24 protein-coding genes and 1 tRNA gene are annotated in these 21,078 nt (G+C 70.6%); 19 read left to right on the top strand and 6 right to left on the bottom strand.

Annotated features, from left to right (window positions below):
• Nucleotides 1-24 precede the first annotated feature (24 nt).
• The 17 genes from ABZX96_RS18210 (at nt 25) to ABZX96_RS18130 (ending at nt 12,734) form a co-directional block, all read left to right on the top strand.
• Nucleotides 25-1,227: a hypothetical protein gene (locus ABZX96_RS18210; RefSeq protein WP_355545438.1), complete on the top strand. Its 1,203-nt coding sequence runs from the start codon at nt 25-27 to the stop codon at nt 1,225-1,227.
• Nucleotides 1,224-1,550 (top strand): hypothetical protein, encoded by a 327-nt coding sequence (locus tag ABZX96_RS18205; protein ID WP_355545435.1) that lies wholly within the window; start codon nt 1,224-1,226, stop codon nt 1,548-1,550. The genes ABZX96_RS18210 and ABZX96_RS18205 overlap by 4 nt, the downstream gene beginning before the upstream one ends.
• A gap of 104 nt (nt 1,551-1,654) precedes the next feature.
• Complete coding sequence (locus ABZX96_RS18200; protein WP_355545432.1) at nt 1,655-1,960, top strand: hypothetical protein; 306 nt, start codon at nt 1,655-1,657, stop codon at nt 1,958-1,960.
• Nucleotides 1,961-1,983: 23 nt separating this feature from the next.
• On the top strand, nt 1,984-2,481 hold the full coding sequence (locus tag ABZX96_RS18195) for a hypothetical protein (RefSeq protein WP_355545429.1): 498 nt from the start codon (nt 1,984-1,986) through the stop codon (nt 2,479-2,481).
• Nucleotides 2,482-2,499: 18 nt separating this feature from the next.
• Nucleotides 2,500-3,030: a plasmid transfer protein TraA gene (traA, locus tag ABZX96_RS18190; RefSeq protein ID WP_355545426.1), complete on the top strand. Its 531-nt coding sequence runs from the start codon at nt 2,500-2,502 to the stop codon at nt 3,028-3,030.
• Nucleotides 3,031-3,084: 54 nt separating this feature from the next.
• On the top strand, nt 3,085-5,094 hold the full coding sequence (traB, locus tag ABZX96_RS18185) for a plasmid transfer protein TraB (protein ID WP_355545593.1): 2,010 nt from the start codon (nt 3,085-3,087) through the stop codon (nt 5,092-5,094).
• Nucleotides 5,095-5,267: 173 nt separating this feature from the next.
• Nucleotides 5,268-5,741, top strand: coding sequence for a hypothetical protein (locus ABZX96_RS18180; protein ID WP_355545423.1), 474 nt, complete (start codon nt 5,268-5,270; stop codon nt 5,739-5,741).
• Between the two features lie 151 nt (nt 5,742-5,892).
• Nucleotides 5,893-6,102 carry a hypothetical protein gene (locus tag ABZX96_RS18175; protein ID WP_355545420.1) on the top strand — a complete coding sequence of 70 codons (210 nt, stop codon included), beginning with the start codon at nt 5,893-5,895 and terminating at the stop codon, nt 6,100-6,102.
• Entirely contained in the window at nt 6,099-6,455 is a 357-nt protein-coding gene (locus ABZX96_RS18170; RefSeq protein WP_355545417.1) for a hypothetical protein, read from the top strand. Before ABZX96_RS18175 ends, ABZX96_RS18170 begins: the two co-directional genes overlap by 4 nt.
• Nucleotides 6,452-6,616, top strand: a complete 165-nt coding sequence (locus ABZX96_RS18165; RefSeq protein WP_355545414.1) for a hypothetical protein — start codon at nt 6,452-6,454, stop codon at nt 6,614-6,616. The genes ABZX96_RS18170 and ABZX96_RS18165 overlap by 4 nt, the downstream gene beginning before the upstream one ends.
• Nucleotides 6,613-6,795 carry a hypothetical protein gene (locus ABZX96_RS18160; RefSeq protein WP_355545411.1) on the top strand — a complete coding sequence of 61 codons (183 nt, stop codon included), beginning with the start codon at nt 6,613-6,615 and terminating at the stop codon, nt 6,793-6,795. The genes ABZX96_RS18165 and ABZX96_RS18160 overlap by 4 nt, the downstream gene beginning before the upstream one ends.
• 9 nt (nt 6,796-6,804) lie before the next feature.
• On the top strand, nt 6,805-7,290 hold the full coding sequence (gene ssb, locus ABZX96_RS18155; protein WP_355545408.1) for a single-stranded DNA-binding protein: 486 nt from the start codon (nt 6,805-6,807) through the stop codon (nt 7,288-7,290).
• A gap of 86 nt (nt 7,291-7,376) precedes the next feature.
• Nucleotides 7,377-8,678: a DNA cytosine methyltransferase gene (locus ABZX96_RS18150; RefSeq protein WP_355545405.1), complete on the top strand. Its 1,302-nt coding sequence runs from the start codon at nt 7,377-7,379 to the stop codon at nt 8,676-8,678.
• A complete protein-coding gene (locus tag ABZX96_RS18145) occupies nt 8,675-9,595 on the top strand; it encodes a bifunctional DNA primase/polymerase (protein ID WP_355545403.1) in 921 nt (306 codons plus the stop codon). The genes ABZX96_RS18150 and ABZX96_RS18145 overlap by 4 nt, the downstream gene beginning before the upstream one ends.
• A gap of 163 nt (nt 9,596-9,758) precedes the next feature.
• Complete coding sequence (locus tag ABZX96_RS18140; RefSeq protein WP_355545400.1) at nt 9,759-11,018, top strand: DUF3631 domain-containing protein; 1,260 nt, start codon at nt 9,759-9,761, stop codon at nt 11,016-11,018.
• A gap of 142 nt (nt 11,019-11,160) precedes the next feature.
• Nucleotides 11,161-11,370, top strand: coding sequence for a helix-turn-helix domain-containing protein (locus tag ABZX96_RS18135; RefSeq protein ID WP_355545397.1), 210 nt, complete (start codon nt 11,161-11,163; stop codon nt 11,368-11,370).
• Complete coding sequence (locus tag ABZX96_RS18130) at nt 11,367-12,734, top strand: site-specific integrase (RefSeq protein WP_355545394.1); 1,368 nt, start codon at nt 11,367-11,369, stop codon at nt 12,732-12,734. Before ABZX96_RS18135 ends, ABZX96_RS18130 begins: the two co-directional genes overlap by 4 nt.
• Nucleotides 12,735-12,887: 153 nt before the next feature.
• On the opposite strand, the gene ABZX96_RS18125 is transcribed toward ABZX96_RS18130, so the two are convergent.
• Nucleotides 12,888-12,969: transfer RNA gene (locus ABZX96_RS18125), tRNA-Tyr, on the bottom strand.
• 190 nt (nt 12,970-13,159) lie between these two features.
• Between ABZX96_RS18125 and ABZX96_RS18120 the strand changes: the two genes are divergently transcribed.
• On the top strand, nt 13,160-13,648 hold the full coding sequence (locus ABZX96_RS18120; RefSeq protein WP_355545391.1) for a YajQ family cyclic di-GMP-binding protein: 489 nt from the start codon (nt 13,160-13,162) through the stop codon (nt 13,646-13,648).
• A 311-nt stretch (nt 13,649-13,959) separates the two neighbouring features.
• Here the strand turns inward: ABZX96_RS18120 and ABZX96_RS18115 are convergent, their stop codons facing one another.
• Nucleotides 13,960-14,871, bottom strand: coding sequence for a transglutaminase-like domain-containing protein (locus ABZX96_RS18115; RefSeq protein WP_355545388.1), 912 nt, complete (start codon nt 14,869-14,871; stop codon nt 13,960-13,962).
• Nucleotides 14,872-15,068: 197 nt separating this feature from the next.
• Between ABZX96_RS18115 and ABZX96_RS18110 the strand changes: the two genes are divergently transcribed.
• Entirely contained in the window at nt 15,069-15,797 is a 729-nt protein-coding gene (locus ABZX96_RS18110; protein WP_355545385.1) for a hypothetical protein, read from the top strand.
• A gap of 57 nt (nt 15,798-15,854) precedes the next feature.
• Here ABZX96_RS18110 and ABZX96_RS18105 read toward each other — a convergent pair whose 3' ends face one another.
• The 4 genes from ABZX96_RS18105 to ABZX96_RS18090 all read right to left on the bottom strand — a co-directional run bounded on the left by ABZX96_RS18105 (nt 15,855) and on the right by ABZX96_RS18090 (nt 20,773).
• On the bottom strand, nt 15,855-16,247 hold the full coding sequence (locus ABZX96_RS18105; RefSeq protein ID WP_355545382.1) for a YccF domain-containing protein: 393 nt from the start codon (nt 16,245-16,247) through the stop codon (nt 15,855-15,857).
• Nucleotides 16,244-17,107 carry a zinc metalloprotease HtpX gene (gene htpX, locus ABZX96_RS18100; RefSeq protein WP_355545379.1) on the bottom strand — a complete coding sequence of 288 codons (864 nt, stop codon included), beginning with the start codon at nt 17,105-17,107 and terminating at the stop codon, nt 16,244-16,246. Before htpX ends, ABZX96_RS18105 begins: the two co-directional genes overlap by 4 nt.
• A gap of 415 nt (nt 17,108-17,522) precedes the next feature.
• Nucleotides 17,523-19,052 (bottom strand): NADH-quinone oxidoreductase subunit N, encoded by a 1,530-nt coding sequence (locus tag ABZX96_RS18095; protein WP_355545376.1) that lies wholly within the window; start codon nt 19,050-19,052, stop codon nt 17,523-17,525.
• Nucleotides 19,052-20,773, bottom strand: a complete 1,722-nt coding sequence (locus ABZX96_RS18090; RefSeq protein WP_355545591.1) for an NADH-quinone oxidoreductase subunit M — start codon at nt 20,771-20,773, stop codon at nt 19,052-19,054. The genes ABZX96_RS18095 and ABZX96_RS18090 overlap by 1 nt, the downstream gene beginning before the upstream one ends.
• Nucleotides 20,774-21,078 lie beyond the last annotated feature (305 nt).

Genomic DNA, 21,078 nt, shown 5'->3' with positions numbered 1-21,078 from the left:
TCCCTGATGACATCCTCAGCCGATGTGGCGGCGGCGGACCGCACGCTCACCATCGGGTCGTGGACGATCACGATCGGCGCGGTGGTCTACTCCGTTCTGACGGTCACGCCGTTGATGGCCGCGCACACCCCGCGCGGCTGGGTGTGGACCGCGCCGATCCTGCCGATCGTGGTCGATTCGGCCGTGGTCATCGTCGTGCGGCTGGACGCGGTACTGGCCCGGCTGCACGCGCAGGCGGCCCGTGACGGGGCAATGCCCCGCCGGGCCGCCTGGCCCTTCATCCTTCGCTGGATCACGGGGCTGATGACCCTCGTGCTGAACGTCGGGGACTCCGCGCTGCGCGGCGACCTGGTGGGGGTCGGCGTGCACATGCCCGCGCTCCTGCTGCTCATCGTGAACGCAGAAGCGTCCCTGGCCTACCGGCGCGCCATTGCCGCGGCGCTGGCCCGCATCGAGCGGGAGCGGCGCACGGAGGAGGACGAGGAACGCGACCGTGAACGGCAGCGTGAACGCCTGGCGCGGGAGGAGCGTGAACGCGAGGCGGCCCGTCGTGAACAGCGTGAACGCGAGGCGCGTGAACACGCCGACCGCCTGGCGCGGGAGGAGCGGGAGCACGCTGAGCGGCTGGCCCGTGAACAGCGCGAGCAGGCCGCGCAGGAAGCCCGTGAACGCCGTGAACACGAGCAGGCCATGGAACGTGAACGGCTGGCCAGCCAAGAACGTCGGGAAGCCGCGGCCCGCGAGGAACGCGAGCAGGCACGGCGGGCGGAAGCCGATGTCACGGCCCGTCGTGAACGCGATGCCCAAGAGCGCCAAAGCCGTGAACGGGCGGCCGTACAGCGTGAACACCCTGCCGCCACACCGCTTGTGAAGGTGCGCGGGGAGCACGCGGACGGCCCTGTCGTGAACGGTCGTCCCGCGCCCGTGAACACCCCGGCGGCCGTGTTCACGGACACCACCGGCAAGGCGGTAACGGCGGACCGGAGCCCTGCTCCGGCCGCTGTTCATGCAGCCGTCGGTCCTGTGACCCGGCGGCCGGTGAACACCGTGAACACTCCCGTGAACGGCAAGCTCACCGAGCCGGATGCTCGTGCCACCGTCCACGAAAGCTGGGCGGCCGGCCTGAGCGTGCGGGAGGCGGCCGACATCACTGGCTGGTCAGTCGGCTGGGTCTCTGCCCGCTACCAGGAGCTCAAGGCGCACGCCTCCAAGGAGGTGGCCGCATGAGCGAACCGATCGCCTACGCCGAACAGTGGCGGGCCGTGATGGAGGCGGCCGGCTACCGGTGCGAATGCGTCGGCCAGTGCGGCAGCCAGCACGTCAAGGGCCGCGGGCGCTGCCAACGCGAGCACGACCAGCTCGCCGGCAAGCAGCGCGGACCCGTGCGCTTGATGGCCGCGCCGCTGGACTTGAACCTGCCCCCGACGCGGGCGGCGGCCCTTCCCCCGTCGGAGCTGCGGGCATGGTGCGTGGACTGCCACACCGACGCCCGCCGGGCCGCGACGCGCGCCGCGCCCGCCCCCGTGGTGGACGGGCTGTTCGACCTGTAACCCACCCTCCGCTCGGCACTTCCCGGTCCGGCCGCACGCCTTCCGCGGTGTGCGGCCGGACCGCTGTCTCTCTGAACACAACAAACCCTGACTGAGGTGATCTCGTGCAACGCCATCGTGTGACCGTTCCGCTCGCGCTGGGTGCGGGTGCGTGGGCGGCCATGACCTTGTGGACGCGGCTGGACGATTACCGCGTCCCCGGTTCCCTGCTGTTCACCTGCACCGCGCTGGCCGCCACCGCGGCCATCTCTGCCGTGCTGAGCCTCGCTGAGGCGCTGGGCACCACCACGCACCGCTGCTCGGAGCCCGGTTGCCGCTTCGAAGTTCGCCTTCGCCGCACCGACACCGCGGAGGCCCGGCGCTGGCAGGAGACGGCCGCCGCCCACCCCGACCACCGCTATCGGCCCTGACCGGCCACTTCGAGGGGGAATCCATGATCGGTCGTTCCCGAACGGTGCGGGTGCCGCGCGACGGCACCACCGTCCACATTCCGCACCAGGGCCGTGGCGGACGGCAACAGCAACCCATGGTGGTGTTGTTGCCCGACCGTCCCTCCCTGACCCGCGAGGCGCTGGGCTGGCTGGGCCGTCTGCTGTGGCGGCGCCGCGGCGCGCTCGCGCCCACCGCGCTCGCGGTGGCGGCCCTGCCGCTGACCGCGCTCCTCCACGCGGTGGCGTGGTGGTCGGGTCTGCTGCTCGCGCCTGCCGCGGTTCTGCCGCTGGGCTGGCTGACCCTCACCCAGCGCCGCCGGCCCGTCCGTGGCCCGGCGCTGGCCTGGCGTGCCGGGCTGGCCGTGCTAGGCGCCGCCGCCTTCGCGTGGGTGGCGCTGGCCACCGGGTTCGGGCCGCTCGCGGGTCCAATGGAGGTGGTCTGGCTGCTGACCTGGCTCGCTGCTCAGACCGCCTGGCTGCTCGTCCGCCGTTCGCTCTGATTCAGGAGGAACCGCCTGATGGCTTACACCGCGGCACCCGGCGCCGGAGCCAACGGCTCTCACGTCAAGGGCAGCCACAAGGTCAAGAACAAGGCGTTCGGGGCAACGTTCTCCCCGGGCCTGACCGTCAACGTCAACGCGGGCAATAAGACGACCCACGGGGGCGGTGGCGGGAATCACGGCGGCCGTGGCCCGGATCTGCTGTTGCCCGCACCGGAATTCAACTCCCCGGCGCAGGTGCGGCGCTACTGCAACACGCTGCGGGCGGTGGCCGTAACGCTATCCATCGAAGTTGCCATGGGTGCGGAGATCCTTAAGAGCGTGTTGGTCCCGGTCCCGGACCCGGAGGGCCGGGCGTTCGGCTCCCGCATCCGCGCGCACAAGGTGGCCCGCAAGATGCAGCGCTCCGCTGACGCCTTGCGGGATGCCGCGACGAACGCCGCCGCCTGCTACTCCACCTTCCAGCAAGAGTTCGAGGAAGAGATCAACCGTGTCCGGCACCGTGCCCGGCGTCCGCAAGTGCCGGTCATGAACTGGGCTCAGCAGTAAGGGAAGGAGGCGCGCACGATGGCTGAGCGCACCCCGCAAGAACAACTCGCTGGGATGCTGGAGACGCAGCTTCGTGGCGGCTCGGACGCCGGCGGCGTCGGCGCCTACCTGCTGCACCGCGTCAAGCCGCACGTCCCGCCGTGGCTGGGCTGGGCCGGTACCGGCCTGGTCGGCTGCCTGGGGCACGCCCGGTGGGCCGACAGCGCCGCCGCCGGTGTCGGGCTGACCCTGGCCTCTGTGGCGCTGACCGGGGCCACCTGGTGGGCAGGGAAGGCTGCCAGCAAGCAGCGGCGGCTGCACTCAGCCATCACCGTGGCCGCAAGTTCGGCCTGGGTGACCACTGCCTGCCTGGCCGGACCCACCGCCGGGCCCGTCGATGACCTGTACCTCCTCTTCGGGCCCGCCATGGCCCTCTCCTGGAACGCACGGATCGTGCTGCGGCACAGCCCGGAGGCGTCCGGCGAAGGAGCTGATGGGGGATTGATGGAAAAGATTGGTCTGGCCCGTGCCCGGATCGGCGCGGCCAAGGTGGAACCCAACCGGGTTACCGCCAAGGTCGGGCTGGAACCGGGTACGCAGACCAACGAGGACATGACCAAGGCACTGGGCAACATTGCCTCTGCGCTGGACCTGCCAACCTCCGCGGTCCGTTACCACTCCGACCCCGCCTCCGCACGGCGCGGGGAACTGGTCATCGTGCCGGAAGACATGCTGGCCCAGCCGGCGGAATGGGAAGGGCCCTCCAATCTCGGTGGCTCGATCTCGGAGCCGCTGGTCATCGGACGCTACGACGATGGCGCACCGCTGGTCGTCTGGCTGCCCGGCGACCCGGAAACAAAGCGCAACTCCACCCATGTGCTCATCGCGGGCGGGACTGGTTCGGGCAAGGGAGACGCCGGGCTGAACCTGCTGACGGAGGTTCTGTCCCGCCGGGACGTGATCGTGTGGTTCTCCGACCCGAAGATGTTCCAGGACTTCGCGCCCCTGCGGCCGGGCCTGGACTGGGGTGCGGAGGGCGGCATGCAGACCGAAGTCATGGTGGAGGCGGTCAAGGCCGCCATCCCTGCCCGCACCCGCTGGCTTGGCGCGCACAGCTACCGACAGTGGGTACCTCAAGCTGCCGAGACGCAGACCGACCCCGCACATTCCTGCCGCACGGACGGCACGGCGTGTGGCTGCCCCGGCATGCCGTTCCTGATCGCCTGGTTCGAAGAGGCCGCCAATTCCCTCCGAGCATTGGGTGATGACGCGTTCACCGGCATCGCGCAGGAGGCCCGCTCCGCTGGCATCGCGCTGATCATCTCGCTCCAGCGCCCCTCCTACGACCAGATGTCCACCAGCACCCGGGCCTCGCTGCCATCCGTGATCGCGCTGGGCTGCGACCCACGGGACGAAGGTTTCTCGCTGCCAGACGAGGTGCTGGCCGCGGGTGCCCACCCGGGCGCTTGGGGAAACCGCCGGCCCGGGTACTGCTACGTCGTCTCGCCCGGTATCCCAGAGGACCGTTACCCGTCCCCGGGACGGACCTGGCAGTTCACCAGCCGTGCCGTGTCGGTCATGGAGCAGCTTGCCGCGTGGGCACAGCGTCACGGCGCCGCCGCCGATCCGATTACCGCCGGGGCGGCAACCAGCGTCGCCGGACAGCTCTACACCGGCCGCCCGGCCCCCGGCAGTCAGCAAATGGCGCCGCTCCGCGCCGTCACTGAGGAGGACGACATGGAGTACGCCGGGCCGCTGGTCGATCCCGAGGATCAGAACATCGACCCTGAAGCCGATCTGCCCGGCACCGAGCCGGGCGACGATGCTCCGATCTTCGGGCAAGAGACCGGCCGCAAACCCGGTTCGAAGGAGGCCCGGCGCCTGCTCGCCGACGCTCTTGCGGAGTTCGAGAGCAACGGCCAGATGATCGTGGGGCCGGTGGATTTCAAGGACTGGTGCGACCGCAACAATCTCTCCCGTCCGTGGGTGTCCGCGGCCCTCAAGGAGGCCGCGCAAGAAGGCCGGCTGGAGCCGACGAACACCACTGGTCGGTGGCGCATCGTCCCCGCCCTGACGGCCGCCTGACACCTGACACCGTCACGGCCCTCTGACACCCAAACCCCTAGGCAAACGCGGTGTCAGAAACGCGTGACACCCCGGCCTGACACCCCCTGACGCTGACGCTCTCTGACACCCGCTCCCGCAGTGCCTGCGCCACCACCGTGGCGCAGGCACTGCCTCGTTCCGGAGGGACACCAATGAACGAACCGGCACCCCGAGCCGCGCCCCCGGCTCTCCCCGAACCGCTCGTTCCCGACACCGCGCCGCGGCATCCACCGATGCTCCCCCACGAGCTACCGCCCGGTGTGCAGCTGGTCATCCTGCCCGGCGGCGCCCGCACCCTGGCCTACGTCCCCACCCCCGCCGCGCCGCCGCCCGCGCGGTCCGCGGCGCCCATCCCCGCATGGGCCCGGACCACCGCCCTGCTCGCCCCGACGGTGGGCGCCGGCATCGGTGGCGCCGCCGTCGGCTTGTCCGCCGCCGCCCCCGGCCTACTTGCCCTGAGCGACGCCTTGTGGTCCCTCGTGGCGCTCATCGCGGCCGGGACTATCGGCGGCGCCGCCCTCTTGGGCCGGGGCCGCCGCGCGGCGCCAACTCAGATCACCCAGCACATCACCGCCCGGGGCTTCATCGCGCGAGCGACCGGCACCGTCAAGGACGGACACCCTTGACGTTGGTGCGCACCAGATGCACGCTTTTGGTGCGCACCAAAACCCGGGACGCGAACCCGAAAGCGGCTTACCACTCGGGCGGTCAGCAGAGCGCAAGTCGGTAGGCCGATAGTCCCGGCAACCCGAAACTTCCGCGAGGAGGACAAAGGTCATGACGTGCCGAGAATGCGCCGGCGGCACCAACCCCGTCCGTGTGGCCGCCTTCGCCTACGGCGACACGCGCGCCTCAATCCGGGCCGATCGCGCTGCCGACGCCGAACGCTCGCGCAACGCGGGGCCCGTCCACGTCCACTTCGACTTGGCCGAAGACGCCCTCGTCGTCGTCCGCACCGACCCGAACCACGAGGCGGTGGCCGCGTGACCACCGACCACACCGCACCCGCCGTCTGGCCGACCGCGGAGCAGGCGTACGCGCTTGCCCCCAGCATCATCAGCGAAATCGGTTGGACCGTCCGCCAGGCCATCCGCAAACAACTCGGGCAGGCAATGCCGCGGGAATTCTGGCTCCGCAAAGCCGCGCTGCTCGACAGGGTGGCGCTGGCCGACTCGGACAGCCCGGACACCACCGACCTGGCCACCGCCGCCGGCACGGAGCTGATGATGCTCGACGGCCGCCCGCCTGGCCCGGACCCGCGCGCCTACGTCCGCCAGCAGTACGCCCGCTGGGCTCACGCCCACGCCGGTACCACCAACCCGGAAGGGCGCGCGGCATGACTCAGCCCGTATCCGCCTGGACGCACGTCGGCAACGTCGTGGCCTGGCTCGATGCCCACAACGGCACCAACGACCCCGAAGCGGTCTTCACCGCGGTCATCCGACGCCGGGCCGCACGCCTGGAAGGGCTCCTCACCGCCACATCCGCTGTGGAGGGATGAGCACCGTGTCGTTCGAGATCCGCATCATCTGCGACCGGCACGAGGTGGACCGCATCGTTGCGGCCCTGGCCGACGCGTTCGTGACCGGACCGCCCCGCCAGTACCAGGCTCGGGATGGCATCCGCGCCCGCCTCTACGTCACCGCCGAACCGAAACCAACCGCCGAAACCACTGACTGAGGACACGCCATGACCTTCGGAGAAACCCCGATCACCATCATTGGCAATCTCACCGATGACCCCGAACTCCGATACACCCCCAACGGCCAGCCCATGGCCCGGTTCACCATCGCGTCCACTCCCCGTGCCTACGACCGGCAAGCCAACGAGTGGCGGGACGGTACCGCGACGTTCTTCCGCTGCACCGCATGGCGCACGCTGGCCGAACACGCCGCGGGCAGCTTGACCAAGGGCACCCGCGTGGTCGCGTACGGCCGCATCCGCCAGCACAACTGGCAGACCCCCGACGGCGACAACCGCTCCATGCTCGCCGTGGAGATCGATGAGATCGGCCCCTCCCTCCGCTTCGCGGAGGCCACCGTCAAGCGCACCGCCTCAAGTGGCGTGCCCGCCGCCACCTCGTGGGACACCGGAACGAACGGTCAGAGCCGCATCGGCGCGAAGGACCAGACCGCCGCCGCAAGCGGCGCGTCCCAGGAAGAACCGCCGTTCTAACTGCGCCCGGGGCGACCACCCATCCGACCAAAGATTCGCGGTCGCCCCGGCACTCCAGCCCACTCAAGAGAACTGGAGAGTCCAGCATGGCCCATCCTGCCCACTTCGGGCGAGCGGCTTCCCGGCCCCGTGTGCTGGCGCTGTGCGCCGGCTACGGCGGTCTGGAAATCGCGCTCCGCGCAGGGCTTGATGCCCGCGTGGTCGCGTTCGCGGAGAACGACCCGCACGCCGCCGCCGTTTTCACCTACCGCTATGCCGGTGTGCCCAACCTCGGGGACATCACCGCCGTGGACAACGCCGACTGGCGCCGCGTCCGCGACCACCACCGGGTCGACGTGATCAGCGCCGGTTTCCCCTGCCGCAACATCTCCAACGCCGGACGAAGGGATGGAATCCATGGCCAGTGGTCGCGCGTCTGGAAAAACGTCGCTGAAGCTGTTCGCCACGTTCGACCGCGCCTCGTCTTCCTGGAAAACGTGGCGGCGCTCCGCTCGCGGGGGTTGGACGTCGTCGCCGCGGACTTGGCCACGCTCGGGTATGACGCGCGCTGGACATGCCTACGAGCTAGTGACCCCGAAACCGGTGCGCCCCACACTCGGGACCGCTGGTTCACAGTTGCCTATCCCGCTACTGAAAACCCCGACCGCGCAGCTTGGCATCAATGGCGGTCCTCAGCCTCCGGCCAAGCGGAAGGCGGGCGGGCACGGCCCGACGCTGGAGGACGAGGTCGTGTTCCTGCTCTCTCTCCCGCCGGAGGCGGGGGCCTGCTGCCCACACCCACAGCGGCCGACTCAAGGGGAACCGCGAATTTCCGGGCCGACGGAACCCCGTACGGGCACGGGTACGGCAGCACCCTGACGGACGCCGTCCGCAGCCTGCTGCCCACCCCGGCCGCCCGGGACTGGAAGTCCGGCGCCTCCAACCTGCTCGGCCGCAACGCGCGCCCGCTCAACGAAGTGGTCGTCAACCTGCTGCCCACACCGAAGGCGTTGGACGGACCGCACGGCGGCCCCAACCAACGCGACACCCAGGGACGGTACTACCTGCCCGGCCAAGCCGTCCGGCTCGACAGTCGCTGGGTGGCCGCCGACGGCACCGACTACGGCCCCGCCATCCGCCGTTGGGAACAGGCGACCGGGCGGCCCGCGCCCTGCCCCACCGAGCCGGGCGTTCGCGGCAACCGTCGGCTGAACCCGATGTTCGCGGAATGGATGATGGGCCTCCCCACCGGCTGGGTGACCGCCGTTCCCGGCATCCCCCGCAGGGAACAACTCAAAATCATCGGCAACGGGGTCGTCCCCCAACAAGCACACCACGCCTATGGGTGGTTGTTTGGGGCCCACCCCGCCGCAGTCCGGCGCGCCGGGGACGGGAGGGCTGCGGCATGACCTCTACTTTGATCACGAGCGCACTCCGGCCGCGACTACTCGCCGCAGCCTTGGCCGCCGCCGACCGCGGCTGGCACGTCCACCCGCTCCGGCCCGGCGACAAACGTCCGGCCCTGCATGGGGAGGCTCATTGCCCCGGTACTGGCGAGTGCGCTGACGGACACCGCCGATGGGAACAACGCGCGACCACCACCCCGGACCGCATCCACCGATGCTGGGCACACGCCCCGTACAACGTCGGCATCGCCACCGGCCCCTCTCACCTGGTCGTGATCGATCTGGACGTGCCGAAGGGGAAAAGCGAGAAGGACGCGCCTGACGGCGCGACTACCTTCTCTGCGCTCTGCGAGCGCGCCGGACAGCCTGTCCCCGCCACCTACACGGTGCGGACCGCCGGCGGCGGCCGTCACCTGTACTTCACCGCCCCGTCGGACCTACGGCTGCACAACACCGCGGGCACGCTCGGGACGCACATCGACACCCGCGCAAATGGCGGGTACGTCGTCGGCACGGGCAGCATCGTCCACGGCGCCACGTACGAGGTGGTACACGACGCCCCGGTTGTCCCGTTGCCCGGGTGGCTGCTCGCTGCCCTGACGCCCGCCCCACGCCCCGTCCGTCCGCTTCCGCGGCCCGTCGACAACGGCAGGGCCACCGCCTACGCCGCGGCGGCCCTGCGCAACGAAACCGCCGCCGTGGCCAGCGCCCCCGAAGGGGTGCGCAACTCGACCTTGACCCGGGCCGCGCGTGCTCTGGGGCGTCTAGTGGCCAGCGGCGACCTTCCGCGCGTGGTGGTTGAGGAGGCTCTTAAGCAGGCAGGGGAGGCGGCCGGCCTTCGGGAGCGCGAGTGCGTGCCGACCATTACCAGCGCGTTGAACTGGTCCATCACCCACAACCCGCAAGGGGCGCCGGTATGAGCGCCCCCACCATCCCCCGCCTTAAGAGCACACCCCTCACCTCCTCCTACCGCACTCCGCCGATCCGTCCCGGCGTGCGTCGGCGGCCGTGCGGCCAAAAGGGCGCCGCCCGAAGGGCGCCCTCCTCCTCCTTCCCGTCCGTCGCCGAAGGGAGGGACGCCACGTGACCGGGACCGCCCCCGACACACCGCCCGGGGCCGCGCTGCTGGACGAGGTGGAAGCCTTTCACCGCCGCTTCAACGTCTTCCCGCTGGAAGCCGCGTACGTCGCGGTGGCCCTATGGGACGCTCACGTTCATCTGCTCGACTGCTTCGACTCCACGCCCCGTCTGGCCTTCCTGTCCCCCGAACCGGGGTCCGGGAAGACCCGGGCACTGGAGATCATCGAAACGCTCGTGCCGTACCCGATGGTGGCCGTCAACGCCAGCGTGGCGGCCCTGTTCCGGGCCGTGACCGGCCTGTTCGGAGACGGCCGTCCCACCATCCTCTTCGACGAGATCGACACCGTGTTCGGGCCCAAAGCCGGCGGGGAAACCGAGGAGCTACGCGGCTTCCTCAACGCCGGCCACCGCCGGAGCGGCGTCGCCTACCGGTGCGTGAGGGATGGCGACGCTCAGAGCGTGGTGGCCTTCCCCTCCTACTGCGCCGTGGCGGTCGCCGGATTGGGCTCCTTGCCCGACACCATCCTGACCCGCTCCGTCATCATCCGCATGCGTCGCCGGGCCCGTAACGAACGAGTCGAACCCTTCCGGCAACGCCTCCACACCGCGGAGGGCAACGCCCTGCGCGAGCGGCTGGCAGCCTGGGCTGAGACTGTCCGCGGCGACGTGGACGGCGCCTTCCCCACCCTGCCCGACGGGATCACCGACCGCCCGGCGGACGTGTGGGAACCCCTGCTCGCGGTCGCCGAAGCGGCCGGCGGAGCCTGGCCCGAGCGCGCCCGTGCGGCATGCGTCGAGCTGGTGGCCGCCGCCAACGAGGGCGACGAGGCGTCCCTTGGCATCCGGCTGCTGACCGACTTGCGGGACACCGTGTTCTGCGGCAGCGACCGCATGCCCACCGCCGCCATCCTGGAATGTCTGACCTCCATGGATGACGCCCCGTGGGCCGACATGGGCGGCAAGGCTCTCAACCCCCGCGGCCTGGCCCGGCTTCTCGGTCAGTACGTCACCGCTGCCAACAAACCGATCAAGCCCCGGCCTATCCGCACGGCCGGCGGCACGGTTCCCCGCGGGTACTACGCCGAGGATCTTGCCGACGCGTGGGCCCGTTACTGCCCCCCACCCCCCGAAAAGTCCGCTACATCCGCTACAACCGCTACACCGCAGGTCAGCGGGGGTGAATCTGTAGCGGAAGGGCTTCCCGACATCCGCTACACGGCCCCTGAAACCGCTACATCCGCTGATGTCGATCGGCCGGTGTAGCGGCACCAATCCGCTACACGTCACGCGTCCGCTACAGAAAACAGGCCCCTGACCTGCGCTGTAGCGGACGTAGCGGATGTAGCGGACTACTGGAGGGGGCCGCGGCCCCCTCCTCCCTCTCCCTGCCCGAAGGAGGACTGGCATGGTCATGCCCGCACGCCGCCGCCGTACCCCGAAAGACGAGCTGCTCCCCTTGAGTGCTGCACTGGACGAGATCGGCATCAGCCGGGCTACCTGGTACCGGTGGCGCAACCACGGTTACGGGCCGGAGGCGCTGCGCACCCCGACCGGCCGCATCTGCGTCCGCCGGAGTGCCCTGGACGCCTTCCTCGAAGAGCTGGATGCCGCGTGACCGAATGGAGCTACGCGGTCAAGGTCTGGGCCATCCGCAAGCGCGACTCGCGGTCCCCGTACCAAGTCCGCTGGAAGGTGGGTCCCCAGCCGCATGCGGAGTCGTTCCGGACACTGGGCCTGGCGGAGAGCCGCCGGGCCCAGCTCATCACGGCGGCCCGCGCGGGAGAGCCGTTCGACGTGAACACGGGCCTGCCGAAGTCCCTGCTTGCCAAGCAGCGCGACATCTCGTGGTACGAGCACGCTCGCCGGTACATCGACATGAAGTGGGACGCCTCCCCCGCGTCCACGCGGCGGACGCTGGCGGAGGCCCTGGCGACGGTCACACCCGCCCTGGTCAAGGACACCAAGGGCATGCCGGACCCCCGGACCGTTCGCACAGCGCTGTATAGCTGGGCCTTCAACAAGAACCGCTGGGAGCAGTACCCGCCGGCCGAGGTGGTGAAGGCGCTGTCCTGGTTCGAGCGGCACACCGTGCCCGTCTCCGGCTTATCCGACCGGATGCGGGTACGGGCCGCGCTGAACGCCCTGACCAAGAAGCTGGACGGGACGACGGCGGCGGCAAGCACGATTCGCAGGAAGCGAGCGATCTTCCACAACGCGCTGGGGTACGCGGTGGACGCCGGCCTCCTCGCGGACAACCCGCTCCCCCGCGTCCAGTGGAAGGCGCCCGAACAGGTGGAAGAGGAGGTGGACCCGGCCTGTGTGCCCGACCCGGGACAAGCGGCGAAGCTCTTGGCGGCCGTACGGGAGCAGAGCCCGCGGGGGCGGCGCCTGGTGGCGTTCTTCGGCTGCATCTACTACGCCGCGGCACGGCCGGCGGAGGTCATCGGCCTCCGGCTTTCCGCCTGCGACCTTCCGCGCCGGGGCTGGGGGAAGCTGCGCCTCAAGGAGACGCGCCCACGATCGGGTGCGGCCTGGACGGACAGTGGTGAATCTCACGACACGCGATGGCTGAAGCACCGGTCACGCAAAGCGGTCCGGGAGGTGCCCATCCCTCCAGAGCTGGTCGCGCTGCTGCGGTGGCACGTCACGGCGTACGGCACCGCCCCGGATGGCCGAGTCTTCCGCACGCTGCGCGGAGGGCTGATCCAGGACACCGGGTACGGCGAAGTCTGGGCCGAAGCGCGATCGCGCGCGCTGACCCCGGCACAGCAGGCATCGACGCTGGCCAAGCGGCCGTACGACCTGCGTCACGCCGCGGTCTCCACGTGGCTCAGCTCGGGCGTGGAACCTCAGCTCGTGGCGAAACGCGCCGGTCACAGCGTGGCCGTCCTGTTCCGCGTCTACGCCAAGTTTCTGAGCGGCGGAGACGAAGCGGCCAATGCAAAGATCTCCGCCCGTCTCGGTCGGCGCGACGCCTGAGCGGCCAGGAATCTCGTCCACGCGTCGTCCACACGCTTCGAGACAGAGCGACTGAACGCGCGACAGAGCGAGACAGGGCATTGGTCGGCGGCGCGCACGGAAAACGCCCCGTGACCTGCTGTTTCCAGAGGTCACGGGGCGTTTCACCTCGTGTGGCGGCGCCAGGATTCGAACCTGGGAAGGCTGAGCCGGCAGATTTACAGTCTGCTCCCTTTGGCCGCTCGGGCACACCGCCAGAAGTTGCTGCCCGGATCCGCTGTTCTGCGGTTTTCCGCGGCAACGGTGTAAACCATACCCGATGGCTGGGGGTGGTCCGCCACCCGGTTCTTCCGGGGTCGCCCCGCCCCGCTGTGACTAGGCTTGCGGTGGCGACCCGGCAGACGGTCGCACACCTGACGAATCTACGTACGAGGAGCCAACTCAACATGGCCGACTCCAGTTTCGACATCGTCTCGAAGGTCGAGCGGCAGGAGGTCGACAACGCCCTCAACCAGGCCGCCAAGGAGATCTCCCAGCGTTACGACTTCAAGGGCGTGGGCGCGTCGATCGCGTGGTCGGGCGAGAAGATCGAGATGCGGGCCAACGCCGAGGAGCGCGTGAAGGCTGTCCTCGACATCTTCCAGTCCAAGCTGGTCAAGCGCGGTATCTCCCTGAAGGCGCTGGACGCGGGCGACCCGCAGGCGTCCGGCAAGGAGTACAAGATCTTCGCCTCCATCGAGGAGGGCATCTCTCAGGAGAACGCCAAGAAGGTGGCGAAGATCATCCGCGACGAGGGCCCGAAGGGCGTCAAGGCGCAGGTCCAGGGTGACGAGCTGCGCGTCAGCTCCAAGAGCCGCGACGACCTCCAGGCCGTCCAGCAGCTCCTGAAGGGCAAGGACCTGGACTTCGCGATCCAGTTCGTGAACTACCGGTGACATCGCCGGCGTAAGCCCTTCCGGCCGTACGGGCCCGAGCCCGGCCGGGTGGACACATGTGTGAGCGTGACGGGGCCGCCCCGGGACTTCCCGGCGGCGGCCCCGTCACGTTACGGGCCCCGCCCCGCAGGGCGGCCTCGCGCGGCTTCGTCGCGTCACGGGCCGGCCCGCGCAACGGCCTCGCACGACCTCGTCACGTCACGGATCCCATCCCGCGGCACGATCTCCGCACCGGCTCCGTCACGTCACGGACCCCGTCCCGCGGCACGACCTCCGCACGGCCTCGTCGCCTCACTGGGGACCAGCCCCCGTCACCGCAGAACGACCTCCCGCGGCCCCGTGAAGGCGCCCACCGACAGGATCATCTTCGGGGTGCGCAGCCCCTCGTGGCGCAGGAAGAGGTCGCGGGCGGCGGCGAACGGGACGTCGCCGGTCGTCAGCCGGGCCGCCTCGTCGTACAGCGCGCGGAAGTCGTCCGTTATGGCGTCGTCGTTGTCCACGTCCGCGCCCCAGACGTCCCACAGCAGCGTTTCGGTCTTGTTGAGTGCCGCGAGGTCCAGCCGGACGTTGCCGGCGACGAACCACTCCCCCACCAGCGTCCCCGAGGGCGGCTGGAGGCCGAAGGTCTTCGGGTCGGCCTCGCCCGCGCGTACGGCCTGCCAGGCGGCACCCGCGACCAGGTAGCGGTCGCGCGGGACGTCCATGAAGTCGAAGTCGCCTTCGTGCGTGACCTGCGGGTCGGCGAGTTCGGCGTCGGCCAGCAGCCAGCCGCGTGCGTCGTCCCAGTATTCGGTGACGACGTGGTCGGCGTGGAAGCCGTCCGTGCCGAAGTAGTCGGCGAAACCGCAGCGCAGCCGGGCGGGGACGCCGGCGTGGCGCAGGAGCGAGCAGTACAGCAGGGAGGTGTCGCGGCAGATGCCGACGAAGCGGTCGGCGGGGTCGCGGCGCCGGGTCAGGGGGGCGGGGTTCCGGGCGGTGATGACGCGCAGGATGTCGTCGAGGTAGCGGGTTTCGGCGTCGTCGTGGAGGCGGTCCTCGGGGATGACGTAGCCGAAGTCCTCGCCCTCGACCCGGTTGAGCATCAGCCCTCGGGCGATGACGGCCAGTTCTCGTGGGTCGGTGGGCAGGTCGTCGTAGAGGTGGGTCAGGTCGCCGGGTGTGGAGAACGTGCTCTGGGTGGCGTAGAAGGCGGCGGTTTCGGGTGCGAGGCGCGAGGAGGGCACGGTGGAACTCCCGGGAAATTTCGGCCACTTGTTTTATTTTTGGGCCGGCGGCGCTTACCGTGCCAAATTTCGCCGGGAAATGTCCAGGTAGCGGGAATCCGAGCTGCCGCGCGCGGGCGGGATGGTTCCGGCGCGAGAACGGGCTTGACGGCTTGACGGCTTGACCTCAAGTTTGGTTGAGGGATGACGATCGCTTCATGACGACGAGCAGCGAGCGTTACGAGACGGATGTGCGGAGCAAGCGGGACGAGGGGTTCGTCATCGACGGGCTGCCGGAGGTGCGGCGGCCGGGGGTCGGCCGCGTCCTGATCAGCGAGTGGGACGTGGGGAGCCCCGAGCGGCAGCGCGAGGTGCTGGCGGAGGGGACGCGGGCGTGGGTGCGGACGCCGTTGCCGGAGGGGTTCGTCTCGCGGGTCTTCTACGCGGGGACGGATGGCCGGACGGTGCTCAATTACGGGCAGTGGACGAGTGACGCGGCGCACGAGGAGTTCGTGCGGGGCGAGGGTTCGGGGCTGCGGGCGCGGATGGCGGCCGTTGTGGGGAAGGAGGTTTCGGGGCCGCGGGTTTTCCGGTACTACCGGAGTCTGCTGCCTCAGGGGGAGCGTCCGCAGCCCGGGTGCATCGTGACCGTCCGGTTCGAGACGACGGGGCACGAGGCCGCCCGGCGGCTCGTCGATGGCCTGCTGGAAATGATGGGCGGGGTGCAGCCCGGGCAGGGGTCGATCGCCTCGCACTTCCACATCAGCGAGGACGGCACCCGGGTCTTCAACTACAGCGAGTGGGGGGACGTGGCCTCGCACGAGCGGATGGTCGAGTCCTCGCTGCGGAGTGACGGAGCGGTGATGACGTTCATCCAGGGGCTTCCCGGGGTGACGCCGCTGGGGTTCAAGCGGTATGTGGGGCACCAGGGGCTCGTGCGGGCCTGACGCCCCGGGCCCGACACCCGGGTCTGAGACCCCGGGGCGACCTCAGCGGGACAGCCATCAGCGGGTCGCGAAGGGCTGGTCCGTGCGGACGATCTCGCGGCCCAGGGGGACGAGGGACACCGGGATCAGCTTGAAGTTGGCGATGCCGAACGGGATGCCGATGATCGTCACGCACAGGGCGATGCCCGTCACGATGTGCCCGATCGCCAGCCACCACCCCGCCAGCAGGAACCAGATCACGTTCCCCAGGAAGGACGCGGCGCCCGCGTCGCGCCGCTGGACCGTCGTGTACCCGAAGGGCCACAGGGCGTAGACGCCGATGCGGAACGCGGCTATGCCCCAGGGGATCGTGATGATCAGGACGCACATCAGCACGCCCGCGAGCAGGTAGCCGAGGAAGAGCCAGAAGCCGGAGAGGACGAGCCAGATGAGGTTCAGAAGCGTTTTCACGGTCGGTGACCTGCCATTTGCTCCAGGCGAGTGATGCGCTCGCGCATGGGCGGGTGGGTGGAGAACAGCTTGGACAGTCCCTCGCCCGCCCGGAACGGGTTGGCGATCATCATGTGGCTGGCGGTCTCGATGCGGGGCTCGGGCGGCAGCGGGAGCTGCTTCGTGCCGGCCTCCAGTTTGCGCAGCGCCGAGGCGAGGGCGAGCGGATCGCCGGTGAGCTGGGCGCCGGACGCGTCGGCCTGGTACTCGCGGGAGCGGCTGACGGCGAGCTGGATCAGCGAGGCCGCCACCGGGCCGAGGATCGCTATCAGCAGCATGCCGACGATGCCGGGCCCCTCGTCGTCGTCCGAGCGCCCTACGGGGACCAGCCAGGCGAAGTTCGCCAGGAACATCACCACTGAGGCGAGCGCTCCGGCGACCGAGGAGATGAGGATGTCGCGGTTGTAGACGTGGCTCAGTTCGTGGCCGATCACGCCGCGCAGCTCGCGCTCGTCCAGGAGCTGGAGGATGCCGTCCGTACAGCAGACGGCGGCGTTGCGCGGATTGCGGCCGGTGGCGAAGGCGTTCGGGGCCTGGGTGGGCGAGATGTACAGGCGGGGCATGGGCTGGCGGGCGGCCGTGGAGAGCTCTCTGACCATGCGGTACAGGCCGGGTGCCTGGAACTCGCTGACCGGCCGGGCGCGCATCGCCCGCAGCGCCAGCTTGTCGCTGTTCCAGTAGGCGTAGGCGTTGGTGCCCAGGGCGACCAGGACCGCGACGATCAGGCCCGTACGGCCGAAGAGACTGCCGATGACGATGATGAGTGCGGACAGTCCCCCGAGGAGTACGGCGGTCCTGAGCCCGTTGTGCCGGCGGTGCACGGTACGCCCTCCAGGTGTGCGGCAGGGGAACCCTTTGCGTGGTGCTCCAGTGGTGTGCTCCACCTTCCAGTGGACCCTTCCTTACTGGTCAACGCCAGATGAGAGGGCACGGTTCCCCGTCGGGCGGGGGCGGGACGGGGGGCGTCGGGAGGGGTGGTGTGCGCCGGGGAGGGCGTGGGGTGCGCGAGGTGTGGTGGGGGCGCCTCTGGCTGGTGGGTCGTGCGGCCTGTGGGGGCGCGTGAGGAGTGTGCCCCCACAGGCCACACGGAAGGGTTCCCGTTCCTGTAGGAAGCGCCTTCGTTCCTGTAGGGAAGCGCCTTCGCTCCTACGGGAGCGCGCCCGAGTTCCTGATAGGAGCGCGCCGGTGTTCCTACAGGAGCACGCCCGAGTTCCTGATAGGAGCGCGCCGATGTTCCTACAGGAGCGCGCCCGAGGCGAAGCGCAGTACCAGTTGGGGGGCGCCGGACAGGGCGAGTCCCAGGACGGCGGCGAGGGCGATGGCGGTGGCCAGGGGGGCGGGGATGGCCGTGCGCCGGGCGGGGGTGGTCGCGGGGGCGGCTGCGGTGTCGGCCGGCTGCTCGGCGGGGCGGAAGAGGAGCGCCGTCCACTGGAGGTAGTAGTACAGCGCGATGACGACGTTGACGGCCATGACGACGGCGAGCCAGCCCAGGCCCGCGTCGACCGCCGCCGAGAAGACCGTCACCTTGGCGAACAGGCCGATGATCCCGGGCGGCAGGCCCGCCAGGCACAGCAGGAAGAACCCGAGGGCGAGCGCGGACAGCGGCCGGACGGCGTACAGGCCGCGGTAGTCCGCGACGCGGTTGCGCGGGTGCGTACGGGCCACGAGGGCCGCCACCGCGAAGGCGCCCAGGTTGACCGCCGCGTACATCAGGGCGTAGGCGACGGTGGAGCCGACGGCGTGCGCCGGGTCGTCCGCGTAACCGGCGGCGGCGATCGGGACCAGCAGGTACCCGGCCTGGCCGACCGAGGACCAGGCCAGCAGGCGGACGGCGCTGTGCGCGCGGCCGGGGCGCTGTCGCAGCGCGGCGACGTTGCCCGCCGTCATGGTGAGCGCCGCCAGCACCGCCAGCGCCGGTCCCCAGACGTGCGCGTACGAGGGGAAACCCCGCACCGTGACCAGGATCAGCCCGGTGAATCCGACCGCCTTGCCGATGACGGACAGGTAGGCGGCGATCGGCAGCGGCGCGCCCACATACGTGTCGGGTACCCAGAAGTGGAACGGGACGGCCGCGGTCTTGAAGGCGAAGCCGACCAGGGTGAGCGCGACGCCGGTCGCGGCGAGGGTCGCAAGCCGGGGGTCCGGCAGGTCGGTGAGGGCGCGCGCCACCTGGGACAGGTGCAGGCTCCCGGTGGCGGCGTAGACGAAGCTGACGCCGAGGAGCATGACGGCCGTCGCGGTCACCGAGGACAGGAAGAACTTCAGCGCCGCCTCTGAGGAGCGGCGGTCCCCGCGCCGCAGCCCCACCAGGGCGAAGACCGGCAGCGAGGCCACTTCGAGGGCGATGACGAGCGTCGCCAGGTCGCGGGAGGCGGGCAGCAGCGCGGCGCCGGCGGCCGAGGACAGCAGCAGGAACCAGAACTCGCCGGCCGGCAGCCGGTGGTCCTTGACGGTGTCCACGGACAGCAGTGCGGTCAGCAGCGCCCCGGCCAGCACCAGGAACTGGAGGATCACGGTGAAGTGGTCGGCGGTGTAGCTGCACACGTCCGGCTTGGTGACGAGGCAGAAGGTGCGGCGGTCGCCGTCCAGGAGGGGCAGCAGGCTGAGCGCGGCGATCGCCAGGCCGGCCGTGGCGATCCAGCCGAGGACGGGCTTCCTCGCCTCGGGGACGAACAGGTCGGCGACCAGCACCACCAGGGCGACGACCGCCGTGATGGTGGGCGGCGCGATGGCGAGCCAGTCGACGGACTGGATCAGGGACTGCATCACTTACCGCCTCCGAGGAGTTGCTGGACGGCCGGGTCGGTGAGGCCGAGGAGGGCCGCGGGCCACAGTCCGGCGACGACGGTGAGGACGGCGAGGGGGGACCAGGCGGCGTACTCGTGGCGGGCGATGTCGGGGATGGTGGGGCCGCCCTGGTTTTCCGGGGCCAGGGTGGTGGTTGTGGCGGGTGCGGTGGCGGTGGCTGTGCTCCCGGTCGTGGCGGGGGCCGCGGGGGCGGGGGCGGTCGGGCCTCCGTCCGGTTCGGTGCCGGTGCCGGTGCCGACGCCGGTTCCGCTTCCGTACGGCTGGCGTGCCGACTCCTCCGTCCGGCCGCCCATGCACACCCTGCGGACGACGATCAGCAGGTAGGCGGCGGTGAGCAGGGTGCCCAGGCCCGCCAGCGCCATGAAGGTGAGGAAGGCGGGGCGGCTGAGGCCCGCGGCGGGCTGGAAGGCACCAAACATGGCGAGCATCTCGCCCCAGAAGCCGGCAAGTCCGGGCAGGCCCAGGGAGGCGATGGCGCCGAAGGCGAACAGGCCGCCCAGGCGCGGGGCCCGGCCGTAGAGGGCGGCGCCGGTGTGGCCCGCGAGCTGGTCCAGGTCGCTGGTGCCGTACCGGTCCTTGAGGGCGCCGACCAGGAAGAAGAGCAGGCCGGTGATCAGTCCGTGCGCGATGTTGGCGAACAGCGCGCCGTTGACGCCGGTGGGGGTCATGGTCGCGATGCCGAGCAGGACGAAGCCCATGTGCCCGACCGAGCTGTACGCGATGAGGCGCTTGAGGTCGCCCTTCGCGCCCCGGCGTGCCAGCGCCAGGCAGGCCAGCGACCCGTAGATGATGCCCGCCACGGCGAAGGCCGCGAGGTACGGCGCGAAGGTGTGCATGCCGTCCGGCGCGATGGGCAGCGCGATCCGGACGAATCCGTACGTACCCATCTTCAGCAGCACGCCCGCCAGAAGCACGGAGCCGACGGTGGGCGCGGCGGTGTGCGCGTCGGGCAGCCAGCTGTGCAGCGGCCACATCGGCGATTTGACGGCCAGTCCGATGCCGACGGCGAGCACCGCCAGGATCTGAATCGTGTGGCTGAGCTGGGCTTTCGGCCCGTTGTCAGTGGCGAGTGCCACCATGTCGAACGTGCCGGATTTCAGGCCGATGAGGAGGAGGCCGAGCAGCATCACGACGGAGCCGAGCAGCGTGTAGAGGATGAACTTCCAGGCCGCGGCGACACGGTGCTCACCGCCCCAGCGGGCGATGAGGAAGTACATCGGGATCAGCACCATCTCGAAGGCGAGGAAGAACAGCACCAGGTCGAGGACGGCGAAGGTCGCCAGAGTGCCGGACTCCAGGACGAGCAGCAGCGCCACGAACGCCTTGGGTGACGGGCCCTTCGGCAGGTGGCTGTAGGAGTACAGCGCGCACAGGAAGGTCAGCAGCGCGGTCAGGACGAGAAGGGGGAGGGAAATGCCGTCGATGCCGAGGTGGATACGGATGTCGAGGGCCGGGATCCAGCTGATGTCGGTGGTGGCCTGCATCCGCGCCGGGTGGTCGTGGTCGAAGCCGACCGCGAGCGCGATGGCCGCGGCCAGCACGACACCGGTGACGGTGACGCCGTGGCGCAGCACGGCCTGCTCGGGGCTGCGGCCCTTGAGGCCGGGCGGCGCCGGGAGCAGGGCCGCGACTGCACCCACGAGGGGGAGAACGACGACGACCGCGAGGAGGAGTTGCATAACGGTGTGATTCACGGGGTCAGGCCCTCCTCGGAGTGGCATCGGCCCCGGCGGGCCGGGCCGGGAAGGAGGTGATCGGCTGGGCGTACGGGGCCCGGGGCCGGGGGACGTGCGGGGACCGGAGGACGTGCAGGGCTCGCGCCACGGGGGTGTGCGAGGCCGGGGCGTTGGGGGTGCGCGAGGACCGGGCCGGGGGCTCGGGGGTTGCCAGGGCTGCGGGATTGGCCGGGCTGGCCGGGCTGGCCGGGCTGGCCGGGCTGGCCGGAGCATTGGGGGTTGCCGGGGCGGCCAGCACCTCGCGGGCT

This window comes from Streptomyces sp. NPDC003077, assembly GCF_040611095.1.
Classification (GTDB): Bacteria; Actinomycetota; Actinomycetes; order Streptomycetales; family Streptomycetaceae; genus Streptomyces.
Note: the sequence above shows the minus strand (reverse complement) of the source record. Positions and strands in the feature narration are given on the sequence as shown.

What these genes read in the sequence shown, in the direction of transcription:
- ABZX96_RS18205 (WP_355545435.1), top strand. Translation starts at nt 1,224, where the DNA reads ATGAGCGAACCGATCGCCTACGCCGAACAGTGGCGGGCCGTGATGGAG.
- ABZX96_RS18195 (WP_355545429.1), top strand. Translation starts at nt 1,984, where the DNA reads ATGATCGGTCGTTCCCGAACGGTGCGGGTGCCGCGCGACGGCACCACC.
- traA (WP_355545426.1), top strand. Translation starts at nt 2,500, where the DNA reads ATGGCTTACACCGCGGCACCCGGCGCCGGAGCCAACGGCTCTCACGTC.
- traB (WP_355545593.1), top strand. Translation starts at nt 3,085, where the DNA reads ATGCTGGAGACGCAGCTTCGTGGCGGCTCGGACGCCGGCGGCGTCGGC.
- ABZX96_RS18180 (WP_355545423.1), top strand. Translation starts at nt 5,268, where the DNA reads ATGAACGAACCGGCACCCCGAGCCGCGCCCCCGGCTCTCCCCGAACCG.
- ABZX96_RS18175 (WP_355545420.1), top strand. Translation starts at nt 5,893, where the DNA reads ATGACGTGCCGAGAATGCGCCGGCGGCACCAACCCCGTCCGTGTGGCC.
- ABZX96_RS18165 (WP_355545414.1), top strand. Translation starts at nt 6,452, where the DNA reads ATGACTCAGCCCGTATCCGCCTGGACGCACGTCGGCAACGTCGTGGCC.
- ABZX96_RS18160 (WP_355545411.1), top strand. Translation starts at nt 6,613, where the DNA reads ATGAGCACCGTGTCGTTCGAGATCCGCATCATCTGCGACCGGCACGAG.
- ssb (WP_355545408.1), top strand. Translation starts at nt 6,805, where the DNA reads ATGACCTTCGGAGAAACCCCGATCACCATCATTGGCAATCTCACCGAT.
- ABZX96_RS18150 (WP_355545405.1), top strand. Translation starts at nt 7,377, where the DNA reads ATGGCCCATCCTGCCCACTTCGGGCGAGCGGCTTCCCGGCCCCGTGTG.
- ABZX96_RS18145 (WP_355545403.1), top strand. Translation starts at nt 8,675, where the DNA reads ATGACCTCTACTTTGATCACGAGCGCACTCCGGCCGCGACTACTCGCC.
- ABZX96_RS18135 (WP_355545397.1), top strand. Translation starts at nt 11,161, where the DNA reads ATGGTCATGCCCGCACGCCGCCGCCGTACCCCGAAAGACGAGCTGCTC.
- ABZX96_RS18120 (WP_355545391.1), top strand. Translation starts at nt 13,160, where the DNA reads ATGGCCGACTCCAGTTTCGACATCGTCTCGAAGGTCGAGCGGCAGGAG.
- ABZX96_RS18110 (WP_355545385.1), top strand. Translation starts at nt 15,069, where the DNA reads ATGACGACGAGCAGCGAGCGTTACGAGACGGATGTGCGGAGCAAGCGG.
- ABZX96_RS18095 (WP_355545376.1), bottom strand. Translation starts at nt 19,052, where the DNA reads ATGCAGTCCCTGATCCAGTCCGTCGACTGGCTCGCCATCGCGCCGCCC.
- ABZX96_RS18090 (WP_355545591.1), bottom strand. Translation starts at nt 20,773, where the DNA reads ATGCAACTCCTCCTCGCGGTCGTCGTCGTTCTCCCCCTCGTGGGTGCA.